Origin of the sequence: Paenibacillus jepli (assembly GCF_047238105.1) — a bacterium.
GTDB lineage: Bacteria > Bacillota > Bacilli > Paenibacillales > Paenibacillaceae > Paenibacillus_D.
In genome coordinates, this window is record NZ_JBDFMD010000001.1 from 4980431 (window position 1) to 5003173 (window position 22743).

A 22743-nucleotide genomic window follows, 5' to 3' on the forward strand; every position below is an offset into this window, starting at 1 on the left:
TCCATCATGTTCCGAATTTCGTGAATTGTAGCGTCGATGGCTGTAATGTATTGTATAGTTGTCAGTTAGTTCATTCAAAGGAGTTGTTGATCATGAAGTCACTTTCAACGACAAAGATATGGGAAGAAACGGTTCAGATACCGACCTATGGCGTGGGGAAGCCGAATAAAAATCCTATGTTCCTGGAGAAAAGAGTCTACCAGGGAAGCTCGGGCAGAGTCTATCCGCATCCCGTAATCGAAAAGATCGAGGACGAGAAGAAGCCGGTGCCTTATCAAATTGTCGTTCTGGAAAACGAATATCTTCATATTGAAATCATGCCGGAATTGGGCGGACGTATTTATCGCGCGGTGGACCGCACCAACAATTACGATTTTGTGTATTACAACCAGGTGATCAAGCCGGCACTGGTCGGACTGGCCGGTCCATGGATCTCCGGCGGCATTGAATTCAACTGGCCGCAGCATCACCGCCCGAACACGTACGGACCTGTCGAGTACAGACTGGAAGAGAAAGCGGATGGCAGCGCGACGGTATGGGTAAGCGAAATCGACCGGATGTACGGAACCAAAGTAACGGCCGGTTTTACGCTGCACCCGGATAAAGCTTATTTGGAAATATCGGCGCAATTGTACAATCGCACCGCAGAGCCGCAAACCTTCTTGTGGTGGGCCAATCCGGCAGTTGCCGTCAACGATCATACCCAAACGGTGTTCCCCCCGGATGTGACGGCAGTTTTCGATCATGGCAAACGCGATGTATCCCGCTTCCCGATCGCAACCGGCACTTATTATAAGATGGACTATTCATCGGGCGTCGACATTTCGCGCTACAAGAATATTCCGGTGCCAACCTCTTATATGGCGTACAAGTCGGATTACAATTTTGTGGGCGGTTATGATCATGCTGTCCAGGCAGGCCTGCTGCATGTAGCCAACCATCATATCTCACCGGGCAAAAAGCAATGGACATGGGGCAACGGCGAATTTGGCCAGGCATGGGACAGGAATCTGACGGACGAAGATGGTCCTTACATCGAGTTGATGACCGGCGTATTTACGGACAACCAGCCGGATTTCACCTGGCTCCAGCCCTATGAAGAAAAAACCTTTACTCAATACTTCATGCCCTACAAAAATATCGGCGTGGTCAAAAATGCGTCAACGGAAGCGGCGATCAACCTTGAGGTGGATGAAGCGTTGGGGAAGGCTCATCTGTATGCTTACGTAACTTCCCGTTACGAAGCTGCGGTCATCGAGCTCGCAGGTCCAGAAGGTCTGCTGCTCTCCGAGACGGCGACGCTGACGCCGGCAGTGACGTATTCCGCTCAGGTGCAGCTTGCAGCGGGCGTACAGGAGCATCAGCTCGAATTGAAGATCAAGGATGCTGCAGGCAAGGTGCTGATATCCTATCAGCCGAAGCTCAAGGGGATCGAGCAAGTGCCGGATGCCGCCAAGCCGTTGCCTGAACCGTCGGAGCTGGCCACCAATGAAGAGCTGTATTTGGCGGGGCTTCATCTGGAGCAGTACCGCCACGCGACATTTGAGCCGGAGGCGTATTACCTCGAAGGACTGAGGCGCGACGAGAACGATAGCCGGATCAATATCGCCTATGGTACCTTGCTGCTGCGCAGAGGCCTGTTCGAGCAGAGCGAGCACCATTTTCGCACAGCCGTGAAGCGGGTTACCTGGCGCAATCCGAATCCGTATGATGGCGAAGCCTATTACCAGCTCGGACTTAGCTTGAAGCTGCAGGGACGTCTCGAGGAGGCCTTCTCCGCATTCTATAAAGCGGTATGGAGTGCGGCGTGGCAGGACGGAGGGTATCTCTCGCTGGCGCAGATTGCTGCCGAACAAGGGAAGTACGCTGAAGCGCTGGAGCTGGCTGAACGCTCGCTGATTCGCAACGCGCGGAATTACAAGTCCCGCAACATCAAGGCAGCCGCGCTTCGCAAGCTGGGCAGGTATGACGAGGCCGAAGCATGCGCAGAAGAAACGGTCACACTTGACGTCGCCGACTTTGTCGCCCATTATGAGCTGGCGCTTGCCCGTGAATGGTCCGGCAAGAAAGAGAGGGCCGCCGCAGCGCTCCAGCAGCTCCGGACGCTGCTGCGCGGCGAAGCAAAGAACTATCTGGAAGCAGCTTCCGACTATGCGGCTGCCGGACTGTACGAAGAAGCCGCCAATGTGTTGCTTCTGTTGCCTGATTCGGGAGATCCGCTTGTCCATTACACCTTAGGTTATTTGTACGGCAAGCTAGGTCAAGAAGCGACTGCAAGCCGCTATCTTGCTGCCGGAGGGCAGGCGGCGCCTGATTACTGCTTCCCGAATACGCTGTTCGAGCTGCAGGTGCTGGAGCATGTCATTGCGATCCGTCCCGAGGATGCCCGCGCCCGTCATTACCTCGGCAACCTGTTGTATGACAAGCAACGCCATCAGGAAGCGACCGGTTACTGGGAGCAATCCCGCTCTATCGACGACAGCTATTCGGTTGTCCACCGGAACCTGGCGCTCGCTTACTACAACAAACAAGGGGATGCAGCAGCTGCAAGAGCTTCGCTGGAGAAGGCGCTGCAGTGCGATCCGAGCGACGCCAGACTTTTGTTCGAGCTGGACCAGCTGTACAAAAAAATCGGACGTTCGGCGAGCGAACGGCTTGTGTTCCTTGAGCAGCATGCCGAACTCGTCTCGGACCGCGACGATCTGTACATCGAATATGTCACGCTGCATAATCTGCTGGGCAAGCACGACGAGGCGATTCAATGGCTGGCTGCGCGGAACTTCCATCCATGGGAAGGCGGCGAGGGCAAGGTGACCGGCCAATATGTGCTGGCGCATGTGGAACTGGCCAAGCGGAATATCGATCAGGGCAGCCTGGCAAAGGCGGAGGAGCTGCTGCGCAAGGCGCTTGTCTACCCGCTCAATCTCGGAGAAGGCAAGCTGGCGGGCGCACAGGAAAATAATATTTATTATTACCTGGGCTGCTGCTATGAAGGACTGGGGCAGCAGGAGCAAGCGGAGTCCGCGTTCCGCACGGCTTCCCAAGGGCTTGAGGAGCCGACCAGCGCGATGTACTATAACGATCAGCCGCCGGAGATGATTTTTTACCAGGGTCTGGCCTGGCTTAAGCTCCAGGATACGCATGAGGCCAAACGCCGCTTCAACAAACTGGTGGACTACGCGGAGAAGCATCTGTTTGACGATGTGAAGATCGACTACTTTGCGGTTTCGCTTCCGGACTTCCTCGTGTTTGACGAGGATCTGAACAAGCAAAATGAAATGCACTGCCGGTTTATGCGAGGTCTGGGTCTGCTAGGTCTGAACCGCAAAAAAGCTGCCAAGGATGAATTCGATGCGGTATTGCGTATGAACGGCAATCATATCGGTGCCCGTGTTCATATACAGTTGAGCCTATGAACGAGACGACTTGGAAGGCATTTACCTGCCAGGGTTATACATGCCTCAGAGGCGAAAATGACAGCCTGGCGGTGACCGTGGTGCCGGAACGCGGAAGCAAAATGGTATCGTTGTTCGACAAAAGGATGGAGAGAGAATGGATGTATCGGACCCATCGTCCGTGGGAGCCGTTGCGGCCGGGAATGAACTGGGACGATGGCGACCGCGGCGGCTGGGATGAGATGTTCCCGACGATAACGCCTTCGGCGTGCCCGGACAAGCCTTGGCAGCATATCACCTTTCCGGACCATGGTGAGGTATGGAACAGACCGTGGCGGTATACATGTGAAGGCGAAGGGTTGTGTATGGAGATCGATGGAGTCGAACTTCCGTATACCCTGCGAAAAACGCTCACGCTGACAGGCAACCGGCTCCTTATCGCATATGAACTGGTGAACCGGGCAGCCGCAGCATTTTCGTATTTATGGGCAGCGCATCCCTTGCTGCAGGTAGAGCCGGGGATGAAGCTCCATACGATTCCCGCTGCAGGAGCTATTCAGCTAACTTATTCTCATGGGGGACGTCTGGGCAGCCTGCATGCTATGGCCTCTTACCCGTTGGCGCGCACCCAGGATGGAGGGATTACAGACCTGTCCACCCTGGAGGGCGCGTCCAGCGGCCATGCCGAGAAGTATTATTTTACCGAGCCTTTGCAAGAAGGATATGCCGCGATCAGCGATCCGGTCTCCGGGGCTGGCATTGTTTTTCGTTTCTCACCCGAGGAGATTCCTTACCTGGCGATATGGGCGCATTATGGCGCGTTTGGTGATTATACGTTTGCCCCCGAACCCGCGACAGGCTATTTGGATTCCGTACAGGAAGCGTATAACAGAGGGAAAGTGAAGCAGGTTGCCGGCGGTGAGACGGCGACATGGCGGCTTGAGGTTTGTCTGGAATCCAATAGCGAGCGTCTGGAGCAAGGATGATGACTATGCTCCTTTGCTTCATGCCCGGGAGGCTGACCCCGGGCTGAGCAAGCTAGACGATGAGCCCTGTGCGAGCAGCTCTTTCGTATCCCGTTTAACGGATGAAAAGATCGACCACATCTTGAATATCTTGTTTTGTAGACATCGGTGTTGCAAATGGGTTGCTTCTGGACTCCTGGTAAGCCAGACTTAGCTCATCTAAGATGGCATCCAGATTGGAGGCATCGACGCCAGTGATGCCAGCGCTCTCGAATACTTCTACGGTAGGGCGAGAACCGCCACCGAAAGGATTCAAATAATAAAATATGGCCTGTACCGATAAATCCTCAATGGCTGCGTCAACAATGCTTTGAATTTGCAGTGGTGTTCTTGGCATAGGCGTTGCATCGGTTTCCAAATAATACTGGATAGAGATCAGGTTATCTGCTGTAACACCTGAAATCTCCGCATTGGTGAAAGTCGACGCGTCAATTCCGGTCCAATCCCCGGATGCCGATGCTTCGTTGATCCAATCCAGAGCCGATGGCTGCACGGTTATCGTGTAGGACGTTGACAGGATCTGACTGTCTATCATGCCTTGATGTACTGCAAGTGCCTGGATTGTCATGTCACGATCCACTACGATCGGAGCGCTATACACGTGACCATTTGTCCTCGTCGGCGTACTGCCATCTGTTGTATAGTAGATGGTTGCGTCATCTGTTACGCTAAGCGATACTAGCGTCCCTGATTCAACTGCGCCGCCTGCAGGAAGTATTGTCGGCGTGGCAACGGTCAAGACTGGAACCGGAGTGGGATTAACTACTATGGGATTCGGTGATGGAATCGGATAGAAAATCAGGGGCGGTTCTGTAGACTTTGACTGTTCTTCTTCCGCCAACCTTTCTTCCTCTGCTTTTTTAAGCTCTTCCTCTTTTTTCAGATCTTCTTCTTTCTTCCGCTCTTCTGCTATCCTCAGCTCTTCTTGCACCCTAAGCTCTTCTGCCTTTATCTCGTTCTCCTTTGATGTGATGACCAGATCTGCCTGATAGGTGACAGATACCAAGTCCGAGCGAGTGGCAGCTTCTTTATAGTTAGTTGGAAGATCAAAACCCTCATCGATTAAGGCCTTGATGTGCCTCGCAGCCCAATCTGAGGCGCCCTCTACTCGCGCATAATCCGCAAGATGAAGATCAAGAGCCCGTACAAGAACGACTGCCATCTCTTGAAAGGTTATATCTTTACTTGGGTCAAACCTGCCATCGGTATAGCCTTCCATAAAGCCAGCTTCTTTAACAGCACCAATCTCTCCTACATACCACGCATCAAGACTCACATCTTCGAAGGGCTTCTCCGTTACCTCTTTGGTATTCGGTGTCCCTATGCCTTCCAGACCGGTGAGCAAGGCAGTTACTCTGGCAACTTGTGCACGAGTCATATTCTGATCGAGACGAGCGTCGCCGCCCTCGAAGCCCGACAAGATGCCCTTCTCTTTTAAAGCATCGAATTTTTGCTGTGCCGTTAACTCAACCGAAGCATCCGCTTGATTCCCTGCTGTTCCAAGGAGGGTAGCTCCTACAGACAAAAGAACTAACATGACGCCCATTCTTTTTTTCATCTTAGATCGACTGCCTCCCTTCACAGACCTCATCCCGTGCAACTTTCCATTCGCCAATACTAGTTGACATCACATGTACCATCCTCTCTTGTAGTTCTAATGTACTATTTTCTCCTTGCATTCTATCATGTCGAATGAGCCCGTATATGAAATGTAAAGAAATCTTTAGGTTCCTTCTGAGCCCAATCCATTGGATGCGAGAATGATGCCAAAAAACAGCAAGTGCTGGGGGGAGGACCCGGCACTTGCTGTTTGATTTTTATGCCCAATGCGGCAAGAAGGGTTAATGTATTTCCTTCGCTTGCAGCGTTAGTTGCGGGACTGCGAGGCCAGCGTGAGCCCGATCTCGCCGCTCTTGCCATCCCAGGATACGTCAAACCCCAGCGCTTCGCCGATGAAACGGAAGGGCAGCATGGTGCGTCCGTTGGCGATGTAGGGAGCGCCGAGCAACTGCTGCTCCTCACCGCCCACGACAGCCGTCGTGTCTCCAATCGACATTTCCATCGTTACATGAGCCGTATTCACAGTTACTGTCTGCGTGGTTGGTTCCCAGCCGATCGTACCGCCGACGGCCTCCGTCAGGAATCGAACCGGCAAGTAAGCACCGCCGTCGATCAAGGCTGGAGCTGTGTTGTAACCGGGATCGATGTCGAAGGTCTCCCCATTCAGTGTGAATTCGCTCGCCCCAATATACAGTGCCAAACGGCTTTCTTCGGCAAACGGGTTAATCACCCGCTTCTCGCTGTACGTCACCATATAATCGATGATAATCTCGGCGGCTTCAGGCCGCATATCCATCTGCAGATCCGTATCAAATGCCACGTCTGCGACCGTCCTCCAAACGTGTTGCCAGTCGGAGGACAGCACCTCTTGCTGAGCTTGGACGAGCGCATGAATCAACGCGACGGTGAAGCTGTCCGGCAGCAATTGCCTGGCATCGGCCAACCATATCTCTGCCTCGCTCGTAGCCACGTAATCGTCCATCGCCAGCAAATAACCGATGACAAATCGCTCATCGCCACGCAGCTCGGACATGGCGAGCTCCGCCAGCGTCTGATCATACACATGTTGCGCGAACGATTCTGCACGCTCGGCCTGCTCGTTCTCCCAGCCAATAGCATTGATAACCGAGGCCCGCACTGCGAGCGGATTCTGTTCATCTGCCAAGTATAAGGCCAGCTCCTCCGTCACATCCTTCGCTTCGTGTGCCTTCTGGACGATCGCTTCATCCAGATACGCTTTATAAAACTCGGTGGTTGTGATAGGTGAATCGGCATGGGCCGTCTGAAATGGGGTGATAGCAAGGACTAGCGCCATGATGGCGCACAACAGGGTGATTGGATGTTTTTTCATCGAATCCCTTCTTTCCTCTTTTTAATTAATTAGCCGAATCCTCCAAGGGTGAAGCAGGCGTGTCTTCACGGGTTAAGCAGCTCTCCGCGCACGATAGGAACATCTTTAGGCGCATCAATAGCTAAGCGTAGGAGGCCTTCTTCGGTTTTGATGACTTTTATGATTATTTTTTCGTTGATGATGATGGATTGTCCGGGTTTTCTTCCAACGACCAGCATTGGACTCACTCCTTTACCATGAAAGATCTTTTATAGGATTGTTCCTACTTGCATCTTACCATGGTAAACAGGATCCTAAGTGAAGTTCAAAGAAAACTTAAACTTCGCGCTTGCCGGCCACCAGCATATATCCGGATCCTCGAAGGGTGATGATTCTCTCGGGATTGGCAGGGTCAGCCTCGATTTTTTTGCGCAAATTACTGATGTGTACAGCGACCGTTCGCGTATCCTCCAGACTCTCCATCCCCCAGATGAGCTGAAACAACGCATCGGCACTGACAACACGATTTACGTTTTGCGCCATGTAGGATAGTAGATTGAACTCCTTCTTTGATAAAAAGATAGGTTCACTACCCATGGTGACGGACTGTGCGTAGAAATCCAGCGTCAGGCCCGGTAACTCCAGCAGTTGTTCTTTTCTGCCTGTCGACACTCTGCGAAGGTGAGCCTTGATCTTGGCCATGAGTACGCCCGGACTGAACGGCTTGGTCACATAATCGTCGCCGCCATAGGATAATGCGCTAATTTTCACTTCGTCTTCCTCACGACTGCTCAGAAACACGATCGGCGCATTCGTGTAGTTCCGTGCGTTCCTGCACCAATCAATTCCGTTTTCATGTGCGAGCAAGACATCCAGGATAATTAAATCTGGCTCGAACGAGACAAGCCGCTTCATTGCTTCAGCCCCATCATGACTGTAGGAGGTAGTGAAGCCCTCCCTCTCGCAGTACACCTGCACAATTTCGCATATATGGGGATCATCATCGACGATCATTATTTTGTGCGAATCCGCCACACCATCACCTTCTCTCTAGTACAATACAAGGAATTGACACACGGAATATTGCGCCTGTCTGGCCATCACTCTCTGCCTGGACCGTCCCTCCATGCGCGTGTACGATCTCCCTGCAGATCGCCAGCCCGAGCCCGCTGCCCTCAACTTCCTTCTCCATGCCCGAGTGTTCATACCTGTAATTGCGATCGAAGATCTGCTCGAGCTGCTCTGGGGGAATACCTGTGCCAGAGTCTTGTACACTGATGATCGCGCAGGGGGGATCTGGCGCCTCGTCCACTGCGAGCGCAAGACGCACCATCCCGCCAGCAGGGGTGAACTTCATCGCATTCGACACGAGATTAAACAACGCTTGCTCCAATCGTTGTACATCTATCTCGGCAATAGGCGAATCAGTTAGCAGATTCTCTATGTCCCCGATGTCCAGCTTGAAATCCAACCCGGCGTCACGTACAACCAGCTCATATTGTTCATAGAAATCACACAAATAATGAACCACAGGGATCGGCTCCATTCGGTATGCGATTTGTCCTGTCTCCAGATGGGACAAGAAGGACAATTCTTCAATCATGCGGTTAATTCGGATCGTGTTATCCCGGATGTACTTCAGATACTGTTCATTGCGTTCCGGCTTGACCCCATCCTGCACAGCCTCTACATAACCAAGCATGCTGGAGAGCGGCATGCGCAGATCATGCGTAATGTAGGCCAGCAGTTTCTTTCTCCCGTGCTCGGAGTGAAGCAGTTGCTCATAGGAATGGCGGAGATCTTCGTGGGCTTCGGACAAGGCTTGTGTGCGCTCCATCACGCTTTGCTCCAGGTTGGCATTCATGTCCGTCAGCTTGGTATTCGCTTCCTGCAGCTCACGTGCAATGCGTTCTTCGTTCGTTGCCGCCCTCGTAAATCTGGTCGAAAGCAAAATCATCTGTGCGATTGTGAACACTAACAGACCAGCCGGAGAGGTATTGCCAACCGGTGACCAACCGTTGTAATACAGGAAATCGTTGATGACCGTAACAAGCGTGACGACCGATACCAACAGGAAGATCAACGCGCCTTCCTGCCGCCGCACAGCCGCATGGACCAGCCCAACCATCAGATACGTCATGTGCAGAACAACGACGACCCCGATCGTCAGTAACAGTTGGGAATAGATCAGGGCAGGGGTCAACAGAACAACCAGGCAGAGTGCACCGGTTGCGATCCAGCTGCCAAGACGAAACCATCGCGACACGTAATTGGGGAAAATAGAATCAAAGTACTTTGTGATGATAAAACCGCTGATGCACAAAATCAGATACTCCATCTTAAACTGTAATTCCCACGGGAATTGAGGCAGCCATTGGGTAAGCATGAGCTCGCCGACCAGCAAGGAGCGGATCCCAAACAGCGTGGTGAACAGGCCAAAATACAAAGTCGCCTTGTCCTTGCGCCGCATCGCGAACAACAGCAGGTGATACAGGCCAATCACCAGCAAGCTTGCAGTGACAAACATGTCTGCGGCAACGTTCAGGTTTGTCCTGACCGTTAACACGTTGCTGCCGCCCAGCTCGATAGGCTTGGTGATGCCCCCTCGCTTATGATGGAAGTTCGCGACTTGCATAACCAGCTCTACCGTATCGTTGTCAGGCTGGAAGAACACCAGCTTCGTGGCGAGACGCGGGGTCACGCTATGCTTGTCCTGATCAACCACACCTACCTCTGCCAGCAGCTCTCCATTGACCCATAAGGTATACGCATGAAAAATGGTAGGCAGCCGCAGAGCCAGCCGCTCATTTCGATCCTGTTCGCTAAGCTCAATGAGTAATCGATAGGTTGCAAAGCCTTCACCTGTGAGCTCCTGCCCATCCATGGGGTAGCCTAGCCAAGAGCTTGGAATGTCTATGTATCGATCCGCCATTTCTCCTCTGTCCATACGATCCCGTATATCCTCTGGCGACAGCAGCTCTTGCCAGTAGAACGCCCATTCCCCCTGTAACTTTAGCGGATTCTTACTGACATGATTCTTTGTTAAATCCAGCCTGCCTTGTTCGCTGTAAATCTTGGGGGAGTCTGGTGCAGACACGACAGCATAGCTTGCGATCAAGCCAACAACAACGACAACTGCTATATGAAGCAGGATAGAACGAGAACCGAATTGGAGAATACCCCTAAGCATGAAGTCGACCCCAATCTACAAAATTCGCCAATAAACTTGGTTCTCTTCATGATAGCATCAATAAAAGAAAATGTGTTGCACGAATTCATGAATGAGGAATAGGATCGCGGAGAAAAATGCCTGACTATGAAGAGCAATGCCATGTTCACGAGTTAATAAAGTGTTAATAATACCGTTAGAAGGACTCAATGGCTAGCGTATATAATGAAAAATAGAGGAAACGTTTCCCGTATAAATAAAGGAGAGATTCCAATGAAACTTAGTAAAAAGGCCATTTCGGTTGCCGCATTCGCGCTAGGGGCCTGTGTCTTTGTATCGACAGCTTTGGCTGATCTGGCGGTGGGCACCGGCTACGATCGATTGAAAGCAACAACGAAGCATACCGCGGCGCAGCTGGCGAACGGCCTGGACAACTATACATTCGAGACGAGCTTCACGTTGAAGAGCAACGGTAACGTACTGCAGGAGATGAATAGTGTCTCGAAGTACGACACAGTGATGCAAACGCGCGAGGAAACGAGCACCACGAAATCGGGCAGCGGAGAGATTACGACGCGGTACTCCTACAGCGATAAGGAACGCGCCATCTGGCAGAACAGCTTCGATGAGAAATATTATGTTACGGAGTATGGACATGGTTGGAACGCGTATAGAAATGATCGCATGTCAAATCCTTTCGAGCAAGACGGTGCAGCAGAGGTTGAGCGGATCATCGATGCCGTGATCGGCAATCTGAAGGAGCAGGTTCAAGTCGACGAGGTGGCAAGCGGAGCGGTTACCTACTCGGGCAGCTTGTCCGAAGCGCAGGTGCCGTCTTTGGTTAATGCTGTCGCTTCCTTTGGGGTGAAGCAGTTCGTCACCGACCAAGCCCGTCTCGACCTTGAGCAGCAAATACCGAAGCTGACCAGTGACGTGTTCGTCAAGAAGGTCACCGGTACGGCGGTGGAGGACGAGGCGGGTTTACTGAAGCAATTGACGGGTGAACTCATCTTGTCCGGCAAGGATAGTGCAGGTGTCTTGCACGAAATCTCGATTAGCGCGATCTTCAGCTTGGTTGATGTAGGAACAACGGTCGTGACAGCGCCGGATCTGACGGATGCTTCCGTCGAGACAGTCGGCGGCTCAGGCTTCAGCTCCATGCATGAGGGGACATATCGAAACGATATTGTTATGGAGAAAAATGGCGCGCTGGTGAAAATTGGCGAGCGAACGCTCATCATCTCCAGTGTCGACGGCAATACCATCTCCGGCAGCTACAGCGAGGACGTGCGGCCTGAATTCCTGGCGGCGTACGGCGATGAGTACAAATTTACGTTCGAGCATACGTTCACTTCGTCCAATGCGATGAACTTCATCACGTATACCAATCCTCAAGGTGAGCAGGAGCAAGGACAGCTGAGCTTAGGAAGCCTCGGCAGAGTGTACCTCCAACTGAATATTGAGGTCCTCGATGAGTATTCTTATCGCTCTAACGACCAGCCGTATTACAACGGAGATTTCAACCGCGTATTTGAGGATTAAGTAAAGAAGTTTGGCATCGGGAGTGGATGCCAACGTACTAGGCAGCTCCTGCGGCGCAATGTGTCGCAGGAGCTGCCCTGTCAACGTTTCTGGGGGAGATGGGATGACGTATGGTTAAAGCGATAGAGATCATGGGTCTTACGAAGCTGTATTCGAACGGCCGGGGAATGACAGATCTGAATTTGACGATCGACGAAGGGGATATCTTCGGATTCCTGGGACCCAACGGCTCCGGGAAGACGACCGCGATGAAGATGATGGCCGGGCTGGTGAAGCCGGACAGCGGCGAGGTACGGATCTTCGGCGCAAGCGTACAGCAGGATTATGTGAATGCGATGAAGCAGGTAGGCTGTATGATCGAGAGCGCGGAGTCGTATCCGTATCTGACAGCCAACGATAATCTGAAGCTGTTCGCGCGGTATTACCCACAGGTAGATCAGCGCCGAATCGATGAATGCTTGGAAATAACGGGAATGCTACAATATAAGCATGAAAAGGCGAGGAAATTCTCGCTAGGGATGAAGCAGCGGCTCGGCTTGGCGGCCGCGATCTTGTCCAGGCCCCGCGTCTTGATTCTCGATGAGCCGCTGAACGGCCTGGATGTCGAGGGGATGCTGGATCTGCGTAAGCTGATCAAGCGCCTTGCCGAAGCGGAAGGCACGACCTTCTTCATCTCGAGCCACCTGATCCATGATGTCGAATTGACGTGCACGCGGATCGGCGTCGTCTATGGAGGACGGCTGGTCAATGAGGACTACATACACAATATTCTGAGCGACTATGCCTCGCTGGAACATTATTTCGTGAGCGAGGTGGAACGACATGGCAGGATTTAAGGCGGCATTCCTGAACGAGATCTTCAAGCTTGTGAAACGGAAAAAAATGAACGCGGCAGCCATCCTTGCCATCCTGGCGGTTGTCGTCGGGCAGGTCGCGGTGTCGGCAGTGAAGCACGGCTTCGGCTTGCGGCTTGCGGGGGGGACGGAATTTCCGCTCGTTGTGCTGTCGGCCTTCTCCTATACGCTTCTTCCGCTGTTCGCGGCGTTCGTCGCGATCGATATGTTTAACGGAGAATATTCGTCCAATACGATGAAGATTACGTTGACAAGACCGGTCTCCCGGCTGGGCGTCTTCAGCGCAAAGGTGATCGCCATTGCACTGTTCATCGCTGTGAATCTCGCGTTCGTCATGGTGCTGTCGCTCAGCGCAGGGCTGATCTTCAATCCGTGGTCGGGGGGCTGGCTTGGCATTGCGAGAGTGGTCTTGTCCTACGCAGTGACCTTCCTGCCTGTCTTTGTCTTCATTCTCCTCGTTGTGCTGCTGGCGAATGTGGTGCGGGGGGGACTCAGTGTTTTTTTCTTGTCCGTGCTGCTATTTGTCGGCTTTATGTTCCTGGGCATTATCATCCCTGGCTCATCGAGCTTCCTGGTCACCTCGATGTTCGATTGGCATACGCTGTGGATTTCGGAGAAGCCGGGCGTGTTTAAGATTGTGCGGCAAGGCTTGATCATGTCAGGCTTCGGCGTTATGCTGTTTACCGCGGGCTATGCGTTATTTGACCGTAAAGATATATAGGCGGGAAGGTCGTTCATATGCAAGTTACTAGGCGCTTCTTTATGATGAATGCCCTGGCGATGCTGGGATCGTTCGCCTTTACCCTCCTGGCGGCACTTATCTTCTTGGGGGTCTACTCGAAGGTGGCCGGTACGGAAGCCGATCTGAACGAGGTGAGGCGAGTCATTGACGTCCAGTCAGGGCTGGGCGAGTTGACGAGGACGGCGGCTTCGATGACATTCGAAGAGCTGCTCGAGGGACGGTACCAGCAGGAGCTGTCAGATCGCGTGCTGGCGCTCGGGGCAAACGCCGTGATCGTGAAGAATCGCAACGTGGTCTATTCGACAACGGCGATGAGCGCAGTCGATATCGAGAGGAGCTTGCTTCTCACCGATCCTGCTGCAGGTCTGGATACGCTGGAGCTCGGCGGCACGCCTTATGCGTTCACAAGAACCAATTATGAGATTGGGCCCGGCGAGAGCGGTGTACTGCTCCTGCTTGCACCGATGCAGATGCACACGGATGTCTACCTGATCTTCGGTCTCGTGACCGTCGGAGTGTTCTTTCTGACGTTCCTGCTGCTTAACCTTGGCGTGTCCTATTGGTTCTCGCGAACCGTGATTACGCCGGTCTCTCGGCTCAGAGAGGCTGCCGTTCGGATCCGGGAGGGCGATCTGTCCCGGGGCATCCCCGAGGAAGGCGAGGGCGAGGTACGGGAGCTTAGCAGGACGCTTGAGCTGATGCGGATCAAGCTGAAGGAATCGATTGATTTGCAAAGGAAATACGATGAAAACCGGAGCTTCCTGGTGTCCAGCATCTCGCATGATCTGAAGACGCCGATGACCTCCATTAAAGGGTATATTGAGGGGATTATGGATGGCGTGGCCCAGACGCCGGATAAGCTGCAGCAATACTTGGAGACGGCTCGCTCGAAGGCGATTCTTGTTAATGCGATGATTGACGATCTGCTGCTCTACTCCAAGCTGGACCTGAACCAGCTGCCCTATCATATGGAGCGGACCGATCTTCTGGCCTATTTCGAGGATTGCATTCTGGATCACCAGTATGAATATGAGCAAGCGGGGAAGCGGTTGAAGCTGCAGAGCGAGCTTGCCAGGAGTGTCACGGTTCGGATCGATCGGGAGCGCATGAAGCGAGTCGTCCAGAATATCCTCGATAACGCCAAGAACTATATCCAGCAGGGCGAAGGAGAGGTTGTCATTATGCTCCGTGAGACACCGGCCACCGCTATCATTGAAATTCGCGATAATGGGCAAGGCATCCCGGAGGAAGATCTGCCTCATATTTTTGAGCGCTTCTACCGTGCGGATCCTTCGAGGAACCGGATGGACGGCAGCGGACTTGGACTCGCCATTGCGAAGCAGATCGTCGAGGATCACGAAGGAAAGATATGGGCGCGGAGCACAGTCGGGCAAGGCACCCGAATGATGATCTCGCTTAGAATGGATGACAAGGCAGGGGAGCCCGATGAAACGGATATTGATCGTGGAAGACGATCCTAGCATCGCGAATTTACAGAAGGATTACTTGGAGCTGAGCGGTTACGCCGTGACCATCGCGCAGAGCGGAACGGAGGGTCTGGCTGCGCTCGAGGAGCGCGACAGCTATGATCTTGTGCTGCTCGACATTATGCTGCCGGGGATTGGCGGTTTCGATGTGCTGAAGACCATACGGGAGAAGAGCGACATTCCTGTGCTGCTTGTCTCGGCTCGCGCCGAAGAGATCTATAAGGTGAACGGCTTTGGGCTCGGCGCGGACGACTACATCACGAAGCCGTTCAGCTCTGGCGAGCTTGTCGCCAGGGTCAACGCACACCTGAACAAGTACGAGCGTATGAAGGAGCGGTTCGGGAAGGAATGGGAGAGCAGCAAGCTGATCGTCCGCGGGCTGGAGGTTCACAAGGATTCGAGGCGAGTGATCGTAAACGGCAAAGAAATCGCGCTCGCTCAGAAGGAATTTGATCTGCTGCTGTTTCTGCTGGAGCATGCGAATCGTGTATTCGACAAGGAGACGCTATTCGAGCGGGTATGGGGGATGGATGCCCTCGGTGATGCCTCGACCGTAACGGTCCATATCGCGAGAATTCGAGAGAAAATCGAGGATAACCCCTCGAAGCCCCAATATATTGGAACGGTGTGGGGCTCGGGGTATCGGTTTATCGTGTGATGAAGGGGAACCTTAGATGAAGATGAACCAGACGTTACCTATGAAAGTGGCCGTGCTCCGAGAGCATGAGGTGTATGGCTACCGCATTGCGGTGCACCTGCTTCAGGATGAAGCCAAGGCGACTGCGGCCGCGAAGGAAGCGTTGCTCGAGCTCTACGAGACAGAGGCATTCTTCAGTCAACCCGCCCGGCAGCAGCAACAAACCGTCAATCGCGTGTTCATCAAGTATTCGCTGATGGCGTATCGGACGATGCTACATCAACAAGTAAAAAGCGCCGCGCACGATCCCTTTCACTAAAATGGTACACGGGGAGTTGGAAGGAAGATGAAGAACAACCTGCTACGCATGGACAATGTCGGTATCGTTGTAGAATCGCTGGATGACGCCATCGCTTTCTTCGAGGAAATCGGTTTGAAGCTGGAGGGGCGGGCGATGGTCGAAGGGGAGTGGGCGGGCCGGGTAACCGGACTAGGCTCTCAATCCGTAGAGATTGCGATGATGGTGACTCCAGACGGCCACAGTCGCATTGAGCTGTCGCGCTTTCTCACCCCGTCTCCCATAGCCGACCACCGCAATTCTCCCGTGAACGCACTCGGTTATCTGCGCGTGATGTTCACCGTTCAAGACATAGACGACACAGTATCCAGACTGACGACACATGGGGCCGAGCTCGTGGGCGAGGTCGTTCAGTATGGGGACTCTTATCGGCTCTGCTACATTCGTGGAGTCGAAGGACTTCTGATCGGTTTGGCGGAACAGCTCGGCAAGAAAGACGCTTGAGTGGGACAGTCGTACTCATCGTGGTTACGGCACTAAGCGGTGTGTAACGGCTGGGCGAAGGATGATTTGCGTCTGAGTGCGATCGCTTTTATAATGAGAATTGAAAGGTGGTCGGTAGATATGGCAAATCAATTTGCCGCGACTCGATACAGCTCATGCAAAGCCTGAATAGGGGCGATACTTTGCGTGGGCGGAGATGATCGATAGTTGGATCGCCCGTGAATAGCTTATATCGTTTCTAATAATGGGCTTTGCACCTTATGTTTCTTGAATCAATCTACACCATAAGGGGCTGAAAGCAATGATTACACCATTCATTAGAAACCATCAACTGAACGTGATTCGAAAACAAGCTGCTCTGGTGCAGCAAGCCTGCCAGACCGTTACCGATCCGAAAGTTGTCGAATCGGTCCAAACTAGTGCTCAGTTTAACGTATGGGCCGCATTCCCCGATGCCACAGCCGAACAGAAGCATATGCTCGAGCAGATCTCGGCCATACGGACGGCGGAGGAAGCCCGGCAATATGTCAACGGGCTGGAGCCTTACTTGACGGACTTTGGCCAAGTGACGGCACAACAGCTGCATAAGCTTTTTCCCAAAGTCAAAAAGCTGAAGACTCCCGACCTCGCCAAGTTGGATAATCGGCGCATCACTTATCTGGGGTGGTCCGATATCGCCGTCAATAAAATGTTTTGGGTGTACCCATTAAACGGTCGGTATGTGGGCATCGAAGGCAGATTTACCCCGATGAACAAGGGAGTATGCTTCTTGTGCAACCGTCACGAACAGCTCGTGCTATTCTCAGCGGTTACGAAGACGAAGCCTGCCAAGGCGCCATCCGATTACTATAGAGCGATCGGCAATTATGTATGTGCCGACAGCCATGCTTGCAACAACAACATTACGGATGTCACCATGCTGGAGAAGTTCATCCGGGAAGTTACAGGAATGTGATCAGCGTCAGCCTGGGATTGAGAAATGGGCATGCAAAAAAGCTGGACGGGAAACCTTGCGTTTTCCCGCCCAGCCTTTTTATTTTGTTGGGGACTTATTGGGCAGCCCCTTCAGCCTTAGGATTGCAGTATTCTGGCGATCATGGTAGCGAACTCTGCCCGGGTAATCAACCGGTCCGGACGGTAGGAGCCGTCTTCGTAGCCTGTCGTAATCTGGTTGGCAGCCAAGGCATCGATATATGCCGAGGCCCAGGAATCGCTGCGCACATCAGAGAACTGGAGACTGCTGGTGCCGCTCAACTGGAAGGCTCTTGCGATCAGAGCGGCCATCTCGGCCCGGTTAAGCTGCTCATTAGGCCGGAAGGTGCCGTCCGTGTAGCCATTCAGCACGCCTGATAGAGCCGCGGCTCCGATATAATCCGAAGCCCAGTGCGTAGCAGAAACATCTCTGAAGCTGCTCGGCGCGGGGCTCAGTTCCAGCTGGACGGCCAATACCTTGACCGCTTCGGCGCGGCTAATCCCCACATCCGGACGGAAGCTTCCATCCGGATAACCGGATAACAGTCCTCTTTGAATCAAGAAGTCGATGCTATCCTTCGCCCAGTGCTGCAGCGTATCAAAGAAGGATTCAACCTCCGGCAACGGCTCCTCCTCCGTTCCTTCCTGCTGCTGCTGAGGACCTTGTTGTTGCTCCTGGTTTTCTTGCTCCTGCTCTTCAGGTGCTGGCGGTACGTACGGAGGATACGTAATCACCGGAGGCGTGGACGGCCCTTGATAAGTCAAAGGCGGCACGAAGGTGGTTACCGTACGAGCCTTTGTTTGCCGCTCCAGCGCATAACCCATGGCCAGGACATTGGCGTCATCCCATGCTTTGCCTACCAGCTGCATCGAGATGGAATACCCGTTCGGGCTGGTACCTACAGGCACGACAACGGTCGGAAGCCCCACATTGGAAGTGAGCACGCCGCTGGCGCGATCCGAGCTGAGCGATGCGGATGCCGCATCGTTATTGTACATATCGCTGATAAATCCTGGATAGACAAGGATATCGACCTCGGCTTCCTCCATCCAATCGGCAATTAACTGCTTGTAGTTCGTTCTGTAGGTAATATATCCTTCGACGTCTGTTGGTGTCATTCGTGTACGGGGTTCTGCTGGCAGGCTTTTTTTGTTGTAGACCAGCACATCATTGGAGGCCAACAAGTGATCGCCTGTAGCGAATGGGAAAGTGTCATGCAGCGCAATGTAACGCGCCCAGCCCTCCACGCCGGCCTTTCCACCTGATCCTGGATTAGATCCTAGTGTACTGGTGTCAGGCGCTGTCATCTCGACCATCACTGCCCCTGCAGCCACCAAATCACTAAAGTGACTCATTACGGCCTGGCCCGTGCCATCGTCAGCATAAGAAGATTCGAACGCTGCTGGAAGATAGCCGATCCGCTTGCCCTGCAAGGCATTGGCATCCAGGGCTGCTGTCCAGTCTTCCGGCCTGCGGTCATCGGCATCCACAGTCCATATATCTCCCGGGTCTGTACCTGTTGTCGCATTGAGCAGATAAGCAAGGTCGGTGACTGTACGGGCGATCGGCCCGGCATAGTCCTGCCCCCAAGTCAGCGGCATTACGCCGTTCGTACTGGCCATGCCGTCCGTGCCGCGGAACGTCGTCAGGCTTGCGCCGGTAGTTGGAGCGTACAAGGAGACGCCCGTCTGCGAGCCCAATGCCGCCGCCGCGAAGCTTGCAGCCACAGAAGTGCCTGAGCCTCCGCTGGATCCGAAGGAGGTCTTGGAAGGGTAGAGCGCATTCCAGGTTTGCATCCAGCCGCTTTCGCTAAAGCTGCCGCTATTGGCAAATTCCGAGGTGTTGGTTTTGCCGATAATAACGGCGCCCGCTTCCCGCAGTTTCTCCACCTGATAGGCATCAGACTGCGGCTGCCAGCCGGCTAACGCTTTACTGCCGCCCGTCGTCGGCATATCCCTGGTATCATAGATATCCTTGATGGCAATTGGAATGCCGAGCAATTCACCCGTCCGGCCGGCTCTGCGAGCGGTGTCTGCGGCTCGTGCCTGCTCTATGGCAGTTGCCGACACATGCAGGAAGGAGTGCAAGCCCAATTGCCCTTGGTCGTATGCTGCAATACGATCCAGATAAGCTCTGGTGATGGATTCGGAAGTGGTAATCCCGTTCTCCATATCACGCTGCAGCTGGGCAATGGTTTTGTCGAACACATCATAGCTGGACGTTGTCACCAGAGGGACAGGGGTTGGCGCGCTCGGAATATCGAGTCTCGTAACGCCCGCGCACTCTTCGGTGTTGAACTCCTCCAAAGCGGTCAAGTCCCAGTTGCTCAGTGTACATACTTGCGCCGTTGTCAGATTGGACAGATCGGGGTTCTCCGCCATCGTTTCCAATGAAGCAGCGGCATTATCCAATCCGTCTTCACCGAGTTCTCCGGCAAATACGTATCTGGCCAGTGATTTGGTAGACCCAGGTTCAATCGTCAATTGATGAATGAAACCATAGAAGTTTGCGTCATTGCCAGTTGTGGGAAGCGGAGTAGTGAATGGGCCTAGCTGCTGGTTGCCTGTGCCGGTCATGGCGCCGGCAAAAGGCTCGGGTGTCCCAAGCACGACGCCGATGGGACGATCCTCGGATCTCTGATTGGAGATCAACACCCAGGCATCTTCAGGCGTAATCAATGTATCGTTGCTTGAGGTGTCCCTGACAGTGGATTGAAAAGCTCCGTTATTATAGCCAAGAGATCCGCCAAACGATACGTCCACTGTAATCGGTTGATTGGTGGTATTGGTAAAGGTATCGAAGAAACGGACGCTGTCGCTTTCGTCGGCAATATAAACATCGCGCGTAATCAATACATTGCCGAGGTTAACGGATCTCGTGGTTTCGAACGTATCCGTTCCGTTATATGTAAGTCCAAAGTCTCTCATCATTTGACCATTCATGCGAGGCTGAGGGAAAGTGTTCACGCGCACAAAGATATTGCCAAAGCCTTGAATGGGGGTAGCAGCCGCAGCTCGAATGCTGCCGGTGTCCAGATTAGGGGCAAAAGCATCGTGAATTTGCCACGTTAATCCTTCTTTTGGTGTCACATAAGTTAACGCGTGTGAGCTTGTGGCAGGCAATAATCCCGATAAGACAATGGAAAGGGACAAAATGGCGGAAACAAGGGGCTTTTTCTTGAAAAATCGTGTGGAGGAGGAGCGGGAAGGACTTGCTTTTGACTTCACTCCTTCTTTGTAGCGCCTAGTATGTCTCTCAATGTCAAACAATATCGCTCAACTCCTTCTCTATTTATGTTAGATATACTAACATCGTAATAAAGATTGCGTCAAGATATTAAAATGAAATTAAATAGAATAGGATGGAATTAAAACGCAAATAATCCAAGGTGTTAATTTGATTAATTGAATTCCCGGCGTCTTATAAGCGAAACGGATAAAAAACCTGCCGAGCCCGGGCGATTGAGGAAACGGGGCACCGCCAAAAGGTTTTTGGCCTGGCAACCGAGAATAAAACGATAAGGCAGGATTTGTTCGCGGCGCACAGCCTTTGGCGGTTTGAATACCATTCAGCATGGAACTATGAGGACGATGAGAGGAGAGAATGGCCATGTTGAATCTCAGGCAGAATATGTTGGTATGTACGATAAGGAATAAACTATTTCAAGGTAAAGGGATAGTGAATATGGCCAAACCTTGATTCCTGTAGCAGAAGTCATGTGTGCTTGGGGAGCAAACCATAATAAGCGGAAATATGAGGAACCAGCTTCTTAAACGGTCCCAACCAGCCTTCCTATCTCTTGTTGCTTATGCTTGGGATGGCTCCTCGTCTTGCATATCTTGGCGTCTATTTCCGTAATCGGCCCCACTTTCGTGGTACCCGTTATTCGAAGGTCAGCAAGAACTGCCGGTCAGTTGCGCTTTGCGCTAGATGTAACGCAGAAGCTTGCCCTCCTGCCTAGAGTGGGCGGAGCTGTACTTATCATTACTGGGGTGTGGCTTATGATTATAAGCCAGCTGGGGTTGTCGCAAATGTGGCTGAATCTATCGCTGCTCTTATCGCTGCTTATGGTTGCCGCAATCGACGGATTGATTGAGCCGCGCATGAAGCAAATTAAACAGTTGGCATCTATACAGCAAGGCGCAGGGGATGAAATCCCTGACGAGCTCGGTCGTCTGATGAGAAAGCTCGTCCCCGTCGAGACGGTATCGCAGCTGTTGATGCTTGTCATACTCGTGCTTATGGTCCTTAAGCCATTCTAAGAGGCCGCGTCCAAGCGCTGGATGGTGGTATCGGTAAGGTGAGAAATGCTTCCGGTCCGATACTCCGATCGTCTCCATTACTGCTGATTATTATGAGTCTGAAGACAACCGGAGACGCATGCCAAATATTATTCCGAAAGGATACATAACCATGAACATCGCTTGTTCTACGACAGTTGGCTACAAACAGAAATTGGCCTCCGTTTTGCAGAGGATTCAGGAAAGCGGATTCACCACCGTCGACTTGCTGGCCATTGATGGCTGGGCGCACATCAATCCGCATGATCTCGCTGATCAGGGGGAAGAAGGACACGGCCTCATCACCGATTTGCTCGCTCGGTACCGGCTGTCTCCCATCGCGCTCAACATCGGCACCCGTACGGATCTTCATGACCGTTCCGCCGAAGCGATCGCATCCAGAAGCCGCGAGATGACGACGATGGTCCGACTCATGAATGTGCTCTCTGTCCCCATTGCGGTCATTCAGCCTCGTGCAAGAGATGCGTCCCGGCCCTATGCGGACGTGGTGCAGGCGTGCGCGGCCACATGGAGGGAGATGGAAGCTATTGCCGGTCGTTCGGGGGCGAAGCTTGCCTTGGAATTGCACGTCTTTAGCCCGTTTGAGATGCTGGATCAAGCCAGAGCGCTTATCGAGCTCGTACCGGACCTGCAAGTCGTCTACGACCCCAGTCATCTCGTCATGCAAGGCGTGCCCCTTCGTGAAACCGAGTGGCTGATGGACAGGAGCATCCATGTTCATCTGCGCGATGCGGCTTACGGCCATATGCAAACCCGTCTCGGGCAAGGTTCTGTTGATTTTGAATGGGTCTTTCATGCCTTGAAGCGTCGGGGCTATTCGGGACCGGTATCCATTGAATATTTGCAGGAGGACCACTACGATGTGTTTGAGGATGTTAGGCGGTTGAAGACGATGGCTGAACAGAAGCTGGACCGTTAGCAATCGT

General features: G+C 52.9%; 18 protein-coding genes. 12 read left to right on the top strand and 6 right to left on the bottom strand.

Annotated features, from left to right (window positions below; all coding sequences use genetic code 11):
• Positions 1-92 precede the first annotated feature (92 nt).
• Positions 93-3416 carry a DUF5107 domain-containing protein gene (locus ABC336_RS21435; RefSeq protein WP_413240563.1) on the top strand — a complete coding sequence of 1108 codons (3324 nt, stop codon included), beginning with the start codon at positions 93-95 and terminating at the stop codon, positions 3414-3416.
• Between the two features lie 140 nt (positions 3417-3556).
• Positions 3557-4381, top strand: coding sequence for a DUF4432 family protein (locus ABC336_RS21440; protein ID WP_413240564.1), 825 nt, complete (start codon positions 3557-3559; stop codon positions 4379-4381).
• 94 nt (positions 4382-4475) lie between these two features.
• On the opposite strand, the gene ABC336_RS21445 is transcribed toward ABC336_RS21440, so the two are convergent.
• The 5 genes from ABC336_RS21445 to ABC336_RS21465 all read right to left on the bottom strand — a co-directional run bounded on the left by ABC336_RS21445 (position 4476) and on the right by ABC336_RS21465 (position 10257).
• A complete protein-coding gene (locus ABC336_RS21445; protein WP_413240565.1) occupies positions 4476-5978 on the bottom strand; it encodes a chitobiase/beta-hexosaminidase C-terminal domain-containing protein in 1503 nt (500 codons plus the stop codon).
• A 309-nt stretch (positions 5979-6287) separates the two neighbouring features.
• A complete protein-coding gene (locus ABC336_RS21450) occupies positions 6288-7331 on the bottom strand; it encodes a copper amine oxidase N-terminal domain-containing protein (RefSeq protein ID WP_413240566.1) in 1044 nt (347 codons plus the stop codon).
• A 65-nt stretch (positions 7332-7396) separates the two neighbouring features.
• Positions 7397-7549 (bottom strand): carbon storage regulator, encoded by a 153-nt coding sequence (locus ABC336_RS21455; protein ID WP_413240567.1) that lies wholly within the window; start codon positions 7547-7549, stop codon positions 7397-7399.
• Between the two features lie 97 nt (positions 7550-7646).
• Positions 7647-8345, bottom strand: a complete 699-nt coding sequence (locus tag ABC336_RS21460; protein WP_413240568.1) for a response regulator transcription factor — start codon at positions 8343-8345, stop codon at positions 7647-7649.
• A gap of 4 nt (positions 8346-8349) precedes the next feature.
• Entirely contained in the window at positions 8350-10257 is a 1908-nt protein-coding gene (locus tag ABC336_RS21465; RefSeq protein WP_413240569.1) for a sensor histidine kinase, read from the bottom strand.
• A 495-nt stretch (positions 10258-10752) separates the two neighbouring features.
• Here ABC336_RS21465 and ABC336_RS21470 point away from each other — a divergent pair, with 495 nt between their 5' ends.
• From ABC336_RS21470 to ABC336_RS21505, 8 genes are all read left to right on the top strand, one after another.
• Positions 10753-12021: a hypothetical protein gene (locus ABC336_RS21470; protein ID WP_413240570.1), complete on the top strand. Its 1269-nt coding sequence runs from the start codon at positions 10753-10755 to the stop codon at positions 12019-12021.
• 110 nt (positions 12022-12131) lie between these two features.
• A complete protein-coding gene (locus tag ABC336_RS21475) occupies positions 12132-12857 on the top strand; it encodes an ABC transporter ATP-binding protein (RefSeq protein WP_413240571.1) in 726 nt (241 codons plus the stop codon).
• Complete coding sequence (locus tag ABC336_RS21480) at positions 12844-13596, top strand: ABC transporter permease (RefSeq protein WP_413240572.1); 753 nt, start codon at positions 12844-12846, stop codon at positions 13594-13596. The genes ABC336_RS21475 and ABC336_RS21480 overlap by 14 nt, the downstream gene beginning before the upstream one ends.
• 17 nt (positions 13597-13613) lie before the next feature.
• Complete coding sequence (locus ABC336_RS21485) at positions 13614-15098, top strand: sensor histidine kinase (RefSeq protein ID WP_413240573.1); 1485 nt, start codon at positions 13614-13616, stop codon at positions 15096-15098.
• Complete coding sequence (locus tag ABC336_RS21490; protein WP_413240574.1) at positions 15064-15762, top strand: response regulator transcription factor; 699 nt, start codon at positions 15064-15066, stop codon at positions 15760-15762. The genes ABC336_RS21485 and ABC336_RS21490 overlap by 35 nt, the downstream gene beginning before the upstream one ends.
• 16 nt (positions 15763-15778) lie before the next feature.
• The gene (locus tag ABC336_RS21495; RefSeq protein ID WP_413240575.1) at positions 15779-16060 is read left to right on the top strand and encodes a hypothetical protein; all 282 of its coding nucleotides are present in this window, start codon (positions 15779-15781) and stop codon (positions 16058-16060) included.
• A 27-nt stretch (positions 16061-16087) separates the two neighbouring features.
• Positions 16088-16543 carry a VOC family protein gene (locus ABC336_RS21500; protein ID WP_413240576.1) on the top strand — a complete coding sequence of 152 codons (456 nt, stop codon included), beginning with the start codon at positions 16088-16090 and terminating at the stop codon, positions 16541-16543.
• 301 nt (positions 16544-16844) lie between these two features.
• Positions 16845-17498 (top strand): FusB/FusC family EF-G-binding protein, encoded by a 654-nt coding sequence (locus tag ABC336_RS21505; RefSeq protein ID WP_413240577.1) that lies wholly within the window; start codon positions 16845-16847, stop codon positions 17496-17498.
• Between the two features lie 116 nt (positions 17499-17614).
• Here ABC336_RS21505 and ABC336_RS21510 read toward each other — a convergent pair whose 3' ends face one another.
• Positions 17615-20446 carry an amidase family protein gene (locus tag ABC336_RS21510; protein WP_413240578.1) on the bottom strand — a complete coding sequence of 944 codons (2832 nt, stop codon included), beginning with the start codon at positions 20444-20446 and terminating at the stop codon, positions 17615-17617.
• A 900-nt stretch (positions 20447-21346) separates the two neighbouring features.
• Here ABC336_RS21510 and ABC336_RS21515 point away from each other — a divergent pair.
• Both ABC336_RS21515 and ABC336_RS21520 read left to right on the top strand, forming a co-directional pair.
• Positions 21347-21778: a DUF2269 family protein gene (locus ABC336_RS21515; protein ID WP_413240579.1), complete on the top strand. Its 432-nt coding sequence runs from the start codon at positions 21347-21349 to the stop codon at positions 21776-21778.
• A 151-nt stretch (positions 21779-21929) separates the two neighbouring features.
• Complete coding sequence (locus ABC336_RS21520; protein WP_413240580.1) at positions 21930-22736, top strand: sugar phosphate isomerase/epimerase family protein; 807 nt, start codon at positions 21930-21932, stop codon at positions 22734-22736.
• Positions 22737-22743: the final 7 nt, after the last annotated feature.